This window comes from Streptomyces sp. CA-142005 (genome assembly GCF_050942335.1).
Taxonomy (GTDB): Bacteria; Actinomycetota; Actinomycetes; order Streptomycetales; family Streptomycetaceae; genus Streptomyces.
In genome coordinates this window covers 35,106-48,731 of sequence record NZ_CP192078.1, presented here as the reverse complement: position 1 = coordinate 48,731, position 13,626 = coordinate 35,106, and the positions used below count along the sequence as shown (strand labels likewise).

The 13,626-nt window shown below is 69.9% G+C and carries 12 protein-coding genes and 2 pseudogenes; 7 read left to right on the top strand and 7 right to left on the bottom strand.

The genetic code is table 11. From position 1 onward, the window contains the following. Nucleotides 1-128: 128 nt before the first annotated feature. Entirely contained in the window at nt 129-668 is a 540-nt protein-coding gene (locus ACQPXS_RS00225) for a GNAT family N-acetyltransferase (protein ID WP_433445851.1), read from the top strand. Between the two features lie 71 nt (nt 669-739). Here ACQPXS_RS00225 and ACQPXS_RS00220 read toward each other — a convergent pair. Both ACQPXS_RS00220 and ACQPXS_RS00215 read right to left on the bottom strand, forming a co-directional pair. Further along, nucleotides 740-1,964, bottom strand: a pseudogene (locus ACQPXS_RS00220) (IS110 family transposase). 595 nt (nt 1,965-2,559) lie between these two features. Further along, nucleotides 2,560-2,724, bottom strand: coding sequence for a hypothetical protein (locus ACQPXS_RS00215; protein ID WP_433445850.1), 165 nt, complete (start codon nt 2,722-2,724; stop codon nt 2,560-2,562). A 380-nt stretch (nt 2,725-3,104) separates the two neighbouring features. Between ACQPXS_RS00215 and ACQPXS_RS00210 the strand changes: the two genes are divergently transcribed. Beyond that, a complete protein-coding gene (locus ACQPXS_RS00210; RefSeq protein ID WP_433445849.1) occupies nt 3,105-3,362 on the top strand; it encodes a hypothetical protein in 258 nt (85 codons plus the stop codon). A 556-nt stretch (nt 3,363-3,918) separates the two neighbouring features. On the opposite strand, the gene ACQPXS_RS00205 is transcribed toward ACQPXS_RS00210, so the two are convergent. The 3 genes from ACQPXS_RS00205 to ACQPXS_RS00195 all read right to left on the bottom strand — a co-directional run bounded on the left by ACQPXS_RS00205 (nt 3,919) and on the right by ACQPXS_RS00195 (nt 5,406). Then, nucleotides 3,919-4,335, bottom strand: a complete 417-nt coding sequence (locus tag ACQPXS_RS00205) for a hypothetical protein (protein ID WP_433445848.1) — start codon at nt 4,333-4,335, stop codon at nt 3,919-3,921. A gap of 258 nt (nt 4,336-4,593) precedes the next feature. Next, nucleotides 4,594-5,058, bottom strand: coding sequence for a MarR family winged helix-turn-helix transcriptional regulator (locus ACQPXS_RS00200; protein WP_433455630.1), 465 nt, complete (start codon nt 5,056-5,058; stop codon nt 4,594-4,596). 78 nt (nt 5,059-5,136) lie between these two features. Further along, a complete protein-coding gene (locus ACQPXS_RS00195) occupies nt 5,137-5,406 on the bottom strand; it encodes a hypothetical protein (RefSeq protein ID WP_433445847.1) in 270 nt (89 codons plus the stop codon). A 965-nt stretch (nt 5,407-6,371) separates the two neighbouring features. Between ACQPXS_RS00195 and ACQPXS_RS00190 the strand changes: the two genes are divergently transcribed. The 5 genes and pseudogenes from ACQPXS_RS00190 (at nt 6,372) to ACQPXS_RS00170 (ending at nt 11,162) form a co-directional block, all read left to right on the top strand. After that, entirely contained in the window at nt 6,372-8,012 is a 1,641-nt protein-coding gene (locus ACQPXS_RS00190; protein ID WP_433445846.1) for a serine/threonine-protein kinase, read from the top strand. Beyond that, nucleotides 8,009-8,671, top strand: a complete 663-nt coding sequence (locus ACQPXS_RS00185) for a hypothetical protein (protein WP_433445845.1) — start codon at nt 8,009-8,011, stop codon at nt 8,669-8,671. The genes ACQPXS_RS00190 and ACQPXS_RS00185 overlap by 4 nt, the downstream gene beginning before the upstream one ends. A gap of 99 nt (nt 8,672-8,770) precedes the next feature. Then, nucleotides 8,771-9,151, top strand: a pseudogene (locus ACQPXS_RS00180) (DUF4158 domain-containing protein); the annotation flags it as partial. 151 nt (nt 9,152-9,302) lie between these two features. Beyond that, entirely contained in the window at nt 9,303-9,830 is a 528-nt protein-coding gene (locus ACQPXS_RS00175; protein WP_433445844.1) for a hypothetical protein, read from the top strand. Nucleotides 9,831-10,295: 465 nt separating this feature from the next. Then, nucleotides 10,296-11,162: a hypothetical protein gene (locus tag ACQPXS_RS00170; RefSeq protein WP_433445843.1), complete on the top strand. Its 867-nt coding sequence runs from the start codon at nt 10,296-10,298 to the stop codon at nt 11,160-11,162. A 500-nt stretch (nt 11,163-11,662) separates the two neighbouring features. Here the strand turns inward: ACQPXS_RS00170 and ACQPXS_RS00165 are convergent, their stop codons facing one another. Together ACQPXS_RS00165 and ACQPXS_RS00160 are read right to left on the bottom strand one after the other, a co-directional pair. Further along, complete coding sequence (locus ACQPXS_RS00165; RefSeq protein ID WP_433445842.1) at nt 11,663-12,340, bottom strand: response regulator transcription factor; 678 nt, start codon at nt 12,338-12,340, stop codon at nt 11,663-11,665. After that, nucleotides 12,337-13,590, bottom strand: coding sequence for a sensor histidine kinase (locus ACQPXS_RS00160; RefSeq protein WP_433445841.1), 1,254 nt, complete (start codon nt 13,588-13,590; stop codon nt 12,337-12,339). The genes ACQPXS_RS00165 and ACQPXS_RS00160 overlap by 4 nt, the downstream gene beginning before the upstream one ends. Nucleotides 13,591-13,626: the final 36 nt, after the last annotated feature.

Below are 13,626 nucleotides of genomic sequence, written 5' to 3'. Positions count from 1 at the left end.
CGTCGCAGACGCGCTGATCCCCAGACCCGTGCTGATGAGGCCCTGGGCCGCAAGGATCCGCGCACCACTGCTTGTGGTCCTCCCGCGAGTCTTGAAACGCTGCTGAGCCTGTTGATTGGCTGGCCGACATGACTGATCTCGGACCCGTCGCCTGGCCACCTGCCCCGATCAGGACCGCAAGGCTTGTGCTCCGTGAGCCCGAGGCCCGGGACCGTGCGGCATTCATCGAGCTGCTGGCGTCGCCAGAGGTGCACACCTACCTCGGCGGGCCCCGGCCGCGTGAGGAGGTTGAGCGCGAGATGCCCGGGGTGCCCGAGCGGTGGCCCGGGAGTTTCGTCGTCGATCTCGACGGGGCAATGATCGGCCAGATCCTGCTCAGGCGAGCACCGGAGCACAGTCGCCCGGCTGCCGCGGGGAAGGTCGATCTCGGCTACCTGTTCCTGCCGCGGGCGTGGGGATTCGGGTACGCCGCCGAGGCCTGCGCGGCGGCACTCGACTGGTTCGGCGGCGTCCTTCCCGGCGAGCCGGTCGTGCTCCACACCCAGACCGCCAACGTCGGCTCGATGCGCCTCGCGGCAAAGCTGGGATTCTGCGAGGTAGAGCGGTTCCATGCCTGGGACGCTGAGCAGTGGCTCGGTCAGCGGTCCCCGGTCGTGCCCTGCCATTGAGCTCGCGCTCAACAGCGCTGACCTGTCGAAGTGCTGTCGCTCTCGTTGACGAGGCCGGGCGGGCTTGCGGGTCATGCAGGCGTTTGAAGGAGTGGCGCGAAGGCGCGTTGTCGGTCGAACGGCTGCCGGGTCTGGAGGCAATGGTGAAGTTGTCCGAGGAGGCGGTTGAGCAAGTGGCGCTGGGCGGCGTTGTGCCGGTCACCGTGCTCGCGCCGGCGCCGGTAATGGGCGTTCGCTCCGGGCGAGGCCTGGAGGGCTGGGAAGCCCGAAGGAAGCCCGCGTGCACAAGCCGGTTGTTCTTGACGAAGCGGCGGCCGACGAAGCGTTGCTTGCCCGAGGCGCCCGTGATCGGGGCGGAGCCGGCATAGGACTTGAGTCCTTCGGCGTCGGCGAAGCGGCTTCGCTCGTCGCCGATCTCGGCGAGGACGCGGGCCGCGAGCAGGGGGCCGAGGCCGGGGAAGCCGAGCAGGATCTCTCTGTCAGCGTGCTGATGAATGACGGCCTCGGTGGCTGCTGCGAGGTCGTCGGTGGCCTGGCAGGTGGCATCCAACTGCACGAGCTGGGCCAGGAGTTGACGGCCCTACGCGTCCTCGACGGCCGGGAGCTGGCGGACGTACTCGGAGCGGAAGATGTCCCGCAGGCGCGCGGTCTCGGTGTCACAGGCGCGGGTGCGGCCGCTGCGCTTGAAGGCGGCGCGCAGCTGGGCGGGGGTGAGTTTCGCACCCCTTGGCCGGGATGGGGGCGAGGGCGAGGATCAGCCGGGCATCCGGCCTGGTCCAGGCCGCCGTCCTTGCCTTGGAAGGCGTGCAGGGCGGCGGGGTAGTACTCGCGCAGCAGCGAGCGGACCTGGTTGGGGACCTGCTGACGGCTCCAGACGGTGTCCTGCCGGGCCCGGGCCGGCACGGTGATGGCCCGGGCGAGTTCCGAATCAGCTGGCAGCGGCGGTGGGCGTGCATGTCGGTGTGCAGGATGTTCACCAGGACCAGCGCGTCGCCGGGGTGGGCCTTCTTGCGGCTGACGCCGTGTCACGGTAGGGGGAGGCGGCGAGGGGTTGATCACGAAGACCTTGCGGCTGCCGGTGCGCAGGGCGGCCGCGAGCAGGCCGCGGCTGGTTTCAATGGCCACCGGTATGGGGCTCTCCGGGTCGTCGCCGTGTTCGGCCCGGAGGTCCAGGAGCTTGTCGGGCTCGCTGGTTGACGGCGAGGGTGTCCAGGCCGAGGGATCGGCCCTGCTTCGCCGCCTGGAACTGCCGTACCCGCCAGCCCACCCACAACCGGGCCAGCACGAAGAACACAGTCACCGCGGCGAAGCAGTAGGCCTCGAAAGCATGCTTCTTCGGAGTCAGATCCGCCTGGCTGCTGCTGTAGGCCCAGAACAGGGACGTGATGACCGCGAAGACGAGCGGCATCACCCAACCCTTGAGGGCCATGTGTGGCAGAAGGCTCCGCAGGTAGCGGGGCAGCCGTGTCTCCACCGATGTGGCGACGGCCGGGGCAGGGGACTCGAAGTCGTCAGGCGCGGCGTGGATCTTCATCGTCCCGCAGATGCCGACAGCCAGGGTTGGCCTGCGGTCTCCTACCGGCCAGTGCGCTCGACTTCTTTGGCGTCGGCCTTCGACCGCAATGCGATCGCCTTCTCCGAGTCTCCGTACCACCACCAGGTGTACCCGGTGATCGCCACGAACAGCAGGACGCAGGCGAGGAAGAGCGGCGTGATCGCGAAGTGCCCCCCCCCAACGGGCCAGCCCGTAGACGGTCCAGCCGCCGAGGGCGATCGCGCCTCTGAGCAGGGCCGTCAACGCCTTCTTGGTGCGGAGATTGATTCCGCGCACTCTGGGACCGGGCGCCGCACGACGACAAGGATCTCCGTCCGCGGCGGTGGCCGGCCGGGCTCATCCCGCGGTGAAGGAGCACTTCGCGAACGCACCGTTCGACCTGGATATCTCCCCGGGCTGTGCCGAAGCCTTCAAAACCGGGTGGGTGTGTGGAGAGCCAAGACGGCCGAAGGAGAGCACGAAGGCGGTCAGCGCCAGCAATACCGCTCCGGTCAGTTCCATGAGGGCCGCCTCGGGCAGCATCGATCCGGGCGGCCCGCCATACACGAGGCGGCCGTGATGATCGTCGCTCTCGGGGTGCTCGTTGACGACGGCCGCGATCGTTGCGTTCTGCCGCCGGCAGGACGCCCGGAGCCGCCGTGGCGGCCCCTCGGCGGTATCCGCAACGGCTCCCGGGTGATCTCGACGACCTGTTGTCCTGGGGCTGGCGCCTGCTGTTCCCTGATCGCGGGCCCGATGCGCATCATCGGCCTCTAGCTGTGGACGAAGCCCGCGGAGACCCGCTTTTGCCGCCGGGAGCCTGAGAAGGCCGCTGATCAGGAGCGCGAGCGGCCGAAGGTGCCGATACGGGGCGCGAGCGGCCGAAGGTGCCGATACGCGGCATGGTCACGGGGCAGTGGAGGGTGCTGCCGCTGTGCATGGGCCTCGTGCAGATCTTCAACGTCACGGACTACAGGCTGCTGTCCTGCATGCCGAGCCGTCTGGCGAGTGAACTCCACTGCGACGAGACCCTGGCGCTGGTCGTGCTCGGTGCGATCGTGCGGCCGCTCGCGGGCGCGCTGTCGGACCGCGTCGGTCGTCGCTCGGTGACGCCGCTGGCTGCGCGGGCTTCTTCCTGCGCGTCCCCGCGCTGCTGCTGATCCGCCGGGTCGCCCACGTGTCGGTCGCGCTCTTCGGCGGCGTCGCGGTGTGGTTGACGGCGGAGTCGGCGGGGTGGGGCGCTGTCCGGGTCCGCTCCCGCTGTGGAGATGCAGGTGCAGGCGCGTGCTCTTCGCCGGGCGTCGCGCCGTGGCGGGGGGTGGGCCGGCCGGGCGGTGGTGTGCGCGTGTCACTCGGCTCGCAGGCGGAGGTTGACGGTGTTGTTCACACGGTTGGCCACAGCCGTGGCGCGTCGGGAGGCATCTGTGCTGGGCGGCACTGTGCGTGCGCAGCGGGGCCTCGTCGGGGCGTCGGCCTCGCGGGGTCGGCTCGCGCGAGGGCGCCTCAGGCGGACGCGGGAAGAGCGAGGGTCTCGGTGCGGCGGTGGCGGCCGTTTCCGGGCGCGTCCAGGGCGGACGGGCGTTCGGCGGCAGGCTGTCCACGGTGCCGGCCGGCACCGAAGTCCGTCACCGGACGACGGCGGCGAAGGGTCCTGAGGGTGCGGATCGACTGCTTCATCATGTTCTCTGTTCGGGTGTTCTCGGGAGCGGATTGTGCTCAGATGCCGCGGGGGCCGGCGGCGCGGACGGTCCAGAGCTGGTCGAAGTGCCAGCGGTTGAAGGCGTAGGCCTGCTCGTCCGCCTGAGCGACGGCGACCCACTGTCCCCGGCTCACGTGGTAGACGCGGTGACCGTCGTAGCGAAGCTGCTGAGCGTTGCCGCCGGAGCGCCAGTACGAGTGACCCGACTGGTCCCGCTCGCCGTGCCATTCCCGCTGCCCGTCCCAGAGGGACCACCCCTGGCCGATGCGGGTGAAGCCGGCGCGCTCCGTCACGGTGGCGACGGCGCTGTGGTGAGTGCTGTGCCCCGAGGGCAGGGTGGCTGCCGAGGCGGGGCCGGTGACGGCGACGAGGGCGCTGCCGGTCATGGTCACGGTGGCGGCTGCGAGGGCGATGCGGGTCATCAGCTTCTTCATGGTGTGTCTCCTTGCTTCGCCCGGTGTGGGGTGCGGGCGGTGAACGATCGACGCGTTGCCGAAGGGCTCGTGGCCGATACGGCCGAGCAACGTCATGCATTGACGCTAACAGATCGTTGAGGCTCGTCAATGAATGAACGGGTGTGACTGTCGACTCACCGAAACGAAGCTGCCGGAATGCTGTGGATTCCCAGAAACGGGCATGACAAAGGGGCCACGGGAATGCCCGTGGCCCCAAGCTGCCTGGTGGCGGGTCGGTCAGGTGCAGGCGGAGTCGCTCGGGGACGTCCTCACTCGGCCGAGGAGGATGCGGAGGGTGGAGAGCTCTTCGGGGGTGAAGTCGGCGAAGAGTTCTTTCTCCACGGCGGTGATGGCGTCCTGGGCCTTGTCGAGGGTGCGGCCGCCTTCGTCGGTGAGCGCCACGATGTGGCGGCGCCGGTCGGCCGGGTCGCGCCGGCGCTCGACGAGCTGCGTGTTCTCGAGGTCGTTGAGGATCCCGCACAGGATGCTGGGATCCACCTCCAGGACTTCCGCCATGCCCTTCTGGCTCATGTGTCCCGACTCGCCCAGCAGGACCAGCGTCGCGCCTTGGCGGGGTGTCAGTCCGCACTGCTTGAAGGCGCGCTCCATGCGGGCATGGGCGATGGCGCCGTGCCGGGCGAGCAGAAAGCCGAGCCGGTCGAGGGGCTCGGCCTCGACGGTGCCGGTCAGGTCCGCAGTCATTGTCACCCCACCTACCGTACCAGTTCGTAAACTGTTACTCGATTAAGATCATTTAGTAGTTTCGATGATATCAGATAATCAATGATGGAGGGGATCGCAGAGCCCGGGGGGCGCGGCGGTGGCGCAGGGCCGCGGGCTGTCATGTATCCGCCCTGGTCGCAGAGGGGGCAGGTCCATCACCGTGCGACCGCGCTGGTCAGCGACGACGGTGGCCTTCATGATGTTCTGCTTCTTCTTCCCGACATGAACGCCCTTCTGTCCCTGCGGCTCGCCACAGGCCGGCCGGCCCTGGGTCTCGGTGGCATCCAGCCTGAGCTCGACATCCTCGGCATGGGCGTAGGCGGACACGTCATGAAGTGCCCGAAGCTGCAGGGCAGGGCGCGCAGGGGCAACGCGTCCACGTTCCCGGGTGATGGAGCGGAGGTTCCACCGTGCAGACCGACACCGGCACTCAGCCGACCCAGGCAGCGTCACCGCAGCGCAAGCCGCTCAAAGACCTGCGAGGTTTCTGGCGCACCCTGCTCGCGCTCCGCTGGCAGGTAGCGACGGTTTCCCCACCGACCCGGTCGGCGCGCTCGCGCTGACGGCCGGATCGATTAGGTGCGGCGATCGCGGCGTCCCGGCTCGCTGCGGCGGGCAACCCGAGGGCCGGCAAGTTCTCACCTCGTCGAGAGGCGGGCGAGCAGGCTGCGCCCGGTGGGGCGCAGGCCGAAGCGCTGTTCGGCCTCGGCGCCGAGGTACTCCCGGCAGGCCATCAGGAACAGCATCGGCGTCTGCTTGAGAGGGGCCGGCCGGGCCCGACTCGGCGTCGTCGTGGCGCAGCCGGTGGGCGTATTGCGCGCACTGGTCGACGAGCGCCAGGGCGGCGGTGTGGAGGTCCGGGCCACCCTCGGCCATGACCGCACCCATGCGGTTCTCGAGGTCGAGCATGGGCGGGCAGACCTGGTCGCGTACCGCGGCAGGGAGAGCCGGCTAACAGGTCGACGATGGTCTTGTGCGACGGCATCAACGCCGAACACATCGGCGGGCGATGACGTCTCCAGGGATGCAATCGCCGGTTTCAGCTCCTCATCGAGTAGCTGCCTGATGCGGTACAGGTCGTGCCGCAGCCGCTCGGCGGGCTCGGCGGGCTCGGCACGTAACGCCTCGACAGCCACAAGGCAGTCAAGGTCGGTGAGCGTGACCGGAGGACGTTGCGGCCTACTAGGGGTGTCCTGCCGCAACCGTGATGTCCGAAAATGTGTCTCTCATCCCGTGCTCGATGCTCCGGGACGGGTGAGGTACCGGGGCGCGGCGGCCTTGGGGGGACGGACATGAGCACGTGGGCGGTGCCGGGATACACCGAGTCGCTGGAACTCGGTTCGGGGGCGAGCGGACGGGTCGTGCTCGCCGTTCATGTGGAGACCGGGGTTCCGGTCGCGGTGAAGTACCTCAGCGACTCCTTGCGCACCCAGCCGGGCTTCGTGCAGGGGTTCCGCTCGGAGGCGCGGCTGCTGGGCGGGCTGGAGAGTCCGTACGTCGTCGGCCTGTATGAGTACGTCGAGAGCCCCGGCGGGGCCGCGATCGTGATGGAGCTCGTCGACGGCATCTCGCTGCGCACCCTGCTGATCAGGCAGGGCCCGCTGGTGCCGGAGGCGGCGCTCACCGTCCTCAAGGGCTCGCTGCTGGGGCTGGCCGACGCGCACCGGGTCGGTGTCGTCCACCGCGACTACAAGCCGGAGAACGTCCTGGTCGGCACGGACGGGTCCTCCCGCCTCGTCGACTTCGGCATCGCGGTGGACTCCGGCGTCAGCGCGGGCATCGCCGGGACCCCGGCCTATATGGCGCCGGAACAATGGACCGGCGCGCCCGCCTCGCCCGCCGCCGATGTGTACGCGGCCACGGCCACCTTCTTCGAGTGCCTGACCCGCCGTAAGCCGTACCAGGGCGAGAACTTCGCCGAGCTGGCACTACGGCACCTGGACGCGCCGATTCCGGTGGAGCAGGTGCCGGAGGCGGTACGGAGTCTGGTGGCGCGGGGCCTGGCGAAGAACCCGGCGGAACGGCCCGCACACGCCGAGGAGTTCGTGCGGGAGCTGGAGGTGGTGGCGGGGGCGGCGTACGGGCCCGACTGGGAGGAGCGCGGCCGCGAGGCGCTCGCAACGCTGGTTGCGCTGCTGCCCCTGCTGTTGCCATCGGGGCGTACGTCCCCGGCCTCCACGACGGACGTCGCCCGGACGGTGCTGCGTCAGCCCTCCGCGGGAGGCCGGCTGCGGCCGTGGCTGCCGGGCCGGGCGGGACTGGTGCTGTCGGCGGCCCTGGTGCTGCTGGGCGTACTTCTGGCCTACGGTGTCCAGTCGGACCCGGCCGTTTTCCCGCGCGAGGCGGCGCGGGCGCTGGCGACGAGCAGCGTGGGACCCGGGGCCGACCACGTTGCGGAGTTGAGCGAGACGCCCACGCCGACGCCCTCCGCCTCGGTGACGAGCACCAGCCCGACGCCCTCCGCCTCAGTGGCGAGCACCAGCCCGACGCCCACGGAGTCGTCCAGCGTCTCGGTGACGCCGTCGACAACGAGCCCGGTGGGGGTGCCCTCGGACCCGGTGACGACGACACCGCCGCCGGTGACGAAGCCTGTTCCGCCCGCCGTGAAGGACATCACGGTGACGGAGTTCCGGCAGACCGGGCCGTCCACGGCCACGGCGACGCTGACCATCACCACGGACGGCACCGGACCACTGTCCCTCACTGTCATGTGGTTCTCGGGCCAGGACCTGGGTTTTCCGGGGGCGCCCGACGGGGCGGCCCAGCGGTTCGAGCTCAGTGGTGCCACCACCTACAAGGGCACCGTCGACCATGCCTTCCAGAACGCCGGCTGCTTCTGGTTCTGGACGGTCCAGGCGGCGACCGACCCCGCGAGCGCCGACGGCGGCGCGTCCCAGCAGGTTGGGGTCAGTGCCGGGGGGTGTGTGAAATGACCACACCCGACGACCGTGTCCCCGAGGAGCCCGCCCGCAGCCTGGGCGGCTCTTCCGCTGACGCCGAGTACAGCGCGACGGTGCTGGCCAGCCACTGGTTCACCGGCCCGGAGCGCGAGGAGTCCGCCGCGACGGTGCTGGACGAGTCGGCCACGACGGCGCCGGACCGGGTGGAGGACACGGTCCTGCGCTTCGGCCCTGGCGTCACGGCGGCGGCGGCCCACCGTATCCACAGCACGCTGCCCGTCACGCCCCCGCCCGGCCCACGCAGCGGCCTGCGCCGCTACGCGCTGACGGCGCTGGTCTTCCTCTGCGTCCTCGCCTTCCTAGCGTGGCAGCGGCTCGGCCCCTCGGTGGAGGTACGCGACGTGTCGGTCGCCACCCGCCCGGCCAAGCTGGGCTGCGGCGAGACGGCGCAGATCCTTGCCCAGGTCACGACGAACGGCCGCCCGGGCACGTTCACCTACCGCTGGTTCCGCAGCGACGGCACGTCCTCGGACGTCCTGCGCGAACGCCTGCCCCGCGGCCAACGTCACGCCACCCTCAGCCTCCGCTGGACCTTCGAGGGCAAGGGCCACCACGCCGGCCGAGCGGAACTCCGCGTCCTCACGCCGTCCGTGCACACAGCGGTCACGAGGCTGACCTACGACTGCCGATGACCCCGCGGTGGCCAGTTCGGCCGACGTGGCCACCGCAGGGGGCATGTTCGGGGCGTTTCCAGATACGCCAGAAACCCGCCACGCAATGATCTTGGCCTCGTGAGCGGGTCCGCCCGTGCCGATTGTGACGAGCATCTGCTGGTCCAGCTGCTCGCGCTGAAGTCGTGTCAGCGCATGGGGTGTTTCCCGAAGCTGGACGAGATCCCGGATATGGTCGTCGACTTCGTCCGCCGCGCGGTCGACCTGCCGGAAGGCACGGTGCCGAGAGCGGCGAACCGTACGGCGCAACGACAGCGAACCGTCGTACGGCAGCGGACGGGTCTGTCGTACGACAAGGCGGAGGCCCGGAAGATCGCCGAGCCGGTGATGCGGAGTGAGGCGGTCTCGAAGAACCGCCCGGCGGACCTGATCAACATCGCACTGGAGAAGGTCGTCGAAGCCGGGCTGGAGCTGCCGGGCTTCACCACGCTGGACGCGCTCGCGGCGAAGGTCCGCACCGAGGTGAACGCCTCGATCTACCGGGCCAGGTACGCGTGTCACTGCAAGACAGCGGTTCGCTCGCCTGGGCAGGCTGGACGTCCTCGGCGGGAGGGGGCGGCCATGCGGTCCCGCCTCATCGATGGGAGCATTCATGCGCGGTCACCCTCTGCGCGCCATCAGCAAGATCTGCCTGATCGTGGCACTGCTTGGCCTGGCCCTTCCTATGACCACGGCCAGCGCCTCCGCCGCGGTCCTCCACCGGCGCACCGCACTGCTGGCGCTGAGCGGCACCTTGTTTTCCGGCCCGGAGCGGGTCGACGTCACGGGCGGTATCCGAGTCACCGTCGTCACCCGGAGCGACCCGGGCGGCGGCGGGAGCGCCGACATCACCAGCCAACTGGTGAACACCACTGGCATCGGCCAGACCAGCGGCGGCCGCTATCGCTTCGTCGGCGCGGACCACAACACCGTCGCATACCCGCCGGACCCGATCACGCCCGTGGCCGTCTTCCCCACCTTCCTCAAGATCTACCCGCGGGGCCCGGTCGTCCCGCCGAACCCGGTCGTTCCGCCGAACCCGGTCCGACCCGTCAGGATTCGCACGGCCATCGCCCAGGACGGGAGCATCGACAACATCACAGCCGAAGTCTTCGAAGTCGACGAGAACCCCAACACCTGAACGATGCGAGCCGACATCTCACCCCGGGACCGGGCTACCGACGAAATGTGGCGGGTGAGGTGACGGAATGCCTGTCTGGTCTTCAGCGGGCCCCGGACCGCCGCCCGCCGGAACTCGGTTCCGGCGGGCGGCAGTACTTCCGGCATGGTGTCTCAGGAGGGAACTCGCAGCATGGCCACCCTGGAACCGGCATGGGCCACAGGCGAGCCGACCCCCGCAGTCTGCGGGGCCGGTTAGCGATCTTCGCCGCCGCCTCGCGACTGCGGTTGGCGGCATCGGCACGACTGTCACAGCCATCGGTGGTGCACAGATCGGTATGCGCAACCGCCGCTGAGCCCTGGGGCGCAGGACCCGCACACCGCGAGCGTGCGCCGGGCCCTCAAGGCGCCGGACGAGACCGCCGCGGCCCTCACCTGGCCCCGAAACCCGTCGCGACCGCATCACGGTGCTGCCACACTCGCGCCCATGAGCGACGACAGCGCCAAGAGCCTCGGCGGAGCCATCAGCACCGACGTCAACGCCATCACCTACGAAGTGATGGACTGGGCGACGCAGGCACTGCCGGCGCACGTACCGGCGGACGGCCTGAAGAAGCTGAAGCTGGCCGCGGGCGAGCATCTCGCGGCGATGCTGACGACCGCCTATCTCGGCATCGTGCCGGTCGCCGTAGACGTCCACGGCGGCGTGGATCTCGTCTACCGCGTGGCGGACTCGGACAGCGACGCACTGTCGTCGCTGCTCGGCCGCAACGGTGTCGAGTTCGCCGACTTCGAGGTGAAACCGATACCTGGTGACTTCCGCGAGCACGACGCAGCGGTCTCGCGGGCACTGAAGCGAGGTGAGGAGCCAGGCACTCATCGGGCGACGTTCGTGTCAGCGAACGATGTCGTCGAGGCGGCCCAGTCGATGATCGCCAAGGCCGCGAAGCAGTTGCGGGACAAGTCCTCGCCCGACAGGGCACGGGTTGTGTTCATCGTGTCCCACTTTCTCGACCGGCCCTACGTGGAGTGTCTCGACCTGGCGATCGCGCACACCTTGACTGCCCCGACGCTGCCAGACGAGATCGACGCTGTGTGGGTGTTCTTCGCGCCATCGCACCTGGTGGTGTGGTCGGCTGTCGAGCAGCGCTGGACGCAGCTTCTTCTCGGCAGTTTCAAGGAGGACGGGACGGCCCCGGAGGTCGACTTCGGCATGGAGCTGCTGCAGCACTACGAGGGGCTGTTCCTGGAGCGGGCGGGGCTCGACGCGTCCTCGCCCTTCTACTACGGCCTGGGGACTGGCTCGATCACCGCCGCAACCGCTGGCCGAACACGGCAAACCCCCACCTACTGATCACCCAGCAGACCGCCGTCGAACTCGGCCAGGCCGGCATGCTCGCCGCGGTTGCGGCTGCCACCAGATCCCGGCCGGACAGTCCGGCGAAGCGGGCCGCCACGGTGTCGCGCAGGGTTGCAAAACCCTGCTGGTACAGCTCGCTCGCTTCGCGCAGGAGCAGACCAAGTCCTCGTCGAGGCTGTCCGGTGCGGCTGCGGCGAGGTCGAGGAGGCGCTGGGTGGTCGTCGTCATCATCAGCAGTATGCCTGTCGAGAAAGATCAGAAGCTTCCTGCAAGTCTCAGAAGGGGGTGTAACCCGCTTTTGAGTGAGAACGGGTTCTGAGAACCGAACCAAGATCAATGGGGGCTCGGCGGCCCGTTCTTGATCTTGCTCCGGCAAAGGAACGTTTGTGAGAGTAACCGCGTGTGTCAGTCTCCGAAGTCGGCTGCGCAGATGACTGGAGTCGGGTGCACTGAGCGTGGTCTCCGCTCGCGGGCCGCCGGCCCCTGGCGGCTGCTCAGTCGGGTGGGACGGCTGGGTCGATGATCCGATACCCCACGCCGGGCGTGGTGGCGATGACCGGGGGGTCGCCGAGTTTGCGGCGCAGGCGGCTGATGGTCACCGTGACGGTGTTGGTGAACGGGTCGGCGTGCTCGTCCCAGACCTGTTCGAGGAGGTTCTCCGTGCTGAGGAAGGCGGGGCTCGCGTTCAGGAGGGCTTCGAGTACCGCGAATTCCTTGACGGAGAGGTCGAGTTGGTGGCCGTCGCGGCTGGCGGTGCGACGCATCGGGTCGAGTTCGATGCCCGCCGTGCTCAGGGTGCGGGACCGGGCGGCGGGGCGGCGGCGGGCCAGAGCGCGGATACGCAGGACGAGTTCGGGAAAGTGGAAGGGCTTGGCGAGGTAGTCGTCGGCGCCCAGGGTCAGGCCGCTGACGCGGTCGCCGGGTGAGTCGGCGGCGGTCAGCATCAGGACCATCACGTGGCCGTCCCGTTCGGTGATCATCTGGCAGAGGGTGTCGCCGTGGATGCCTGGCAGATCGCGGTCGAGCACGACGACGTCGTACGCGTTGACGTCCAGCTTGGCAGCGGCGACGAGCCCGTCGTGGGCCACGTCCACGGCCATGCCCTGGTCGCGCAGTCCCTCGGCGATGACTTCGGCGAGGGGGCGGGCGTCCTCGACCACCAGGACTCTCAACGCGCCACGCTTGTCTTTGTGTCGGGGGCTTCCGCCGTCGCCCTGCCGTCCGTACGGGGGAGGGTGATGGTGACGCGCAGGCCGCCGTCGGGGCGGGCGCGCAGGTCCAGGGTGCCGTGGTGGGCCTGGGTGATGGCTGCGACGATGGAGAGGCCGAGGCCGCTGCCCTGGCCGGTGCCGGTCCGGTCGGCGCCAAGGCGGCGGAAGGGCTGCGCGAGGTCCGCCACCCGCCGCTGGCCGAGGACCGGTCCGCTGGACTCGACGACGAGGGACACCGCGCCTGCGTCGTCTTCTTCGGCCCGTACCGCGACACTGATCCAGCCCCCGGGGTCGTTGTGCGTGATCGCGTTGTCGACCACGTTGTCGACCGCGCGGCGCAGCAGCGTCTGGCTGCCCCACACCCACGCGGAGTCGTCGATCCGGTTTTCACGCACGGTCAGGTCCTTGGCCGCAATGTCCTTTGCCCGTCCGGCCAGGGCGGTCAGCGCGAGTTGGCCGAGGGTGAGGTGCGCCGAGTCGGTGAACTCGCCGTGCTGGGTGCGAGCCAGGACGAGGAAACTCTCCAGCAGCCGGTCCACCTGGTCGAGTTCGGCGCGCATCCGGGCGGCCAGCGTGGCCGTGGTCTCGGGTACCGGGCCCGGCTTGGCGAGGGCCACGTCCAGGGAGGCCCGCATCGTGGTGAGCGGGGTGCGCAGCTCGTGGGAGGCGTTGGCGACGAAGAGGCGCTGGGCGTCGAAGGAGCCCTCCAGGCGGCCGAGGAGGTCGTCGATGGTGTCGGCGAGGTCCTTCACCTCGTCGCCGGGGCCGCCGATGGCCAGGCGTTCGTGCAGGCTGTCGGCGGTGATCCGGCGGGTGGCCGCTGTCATCACGCGTAGCGGGCGCAGCACCCGGCCGGCGACGAACCAGCCGAGGCCGACCGAGATCACAGCCATGACGCCGAGGGCGATGGCGGAGCCGAGCAGGATCTGCCGGGACTGGGTGTCGTGCGCCTGGGCCAGTTGCTGCTCCAGCGCGTCGATGCGGCCCTGGGCCTGTGCCGCCGTGGCGGGCTGATCGGTGCCGCCATCGGGGGCGGTCTGGCTGGAGCGCGATCCGCCGGATGCCACCACAGCCGCGAGGGCCAGCAGCGCCGTTCCCGACAGCAGGAACAGAGTCACGTACAAGGCGGTGAAGCGGGTGCGGGCAGTGCCACGGCGCAGGCCGAGCCGGGCAGTCAGGCCCGCGAGCCGTCGGGGCGGACTCCATTTCATCCGCATGCTCCCCTCTCGCCACCGCACCAGGGCACG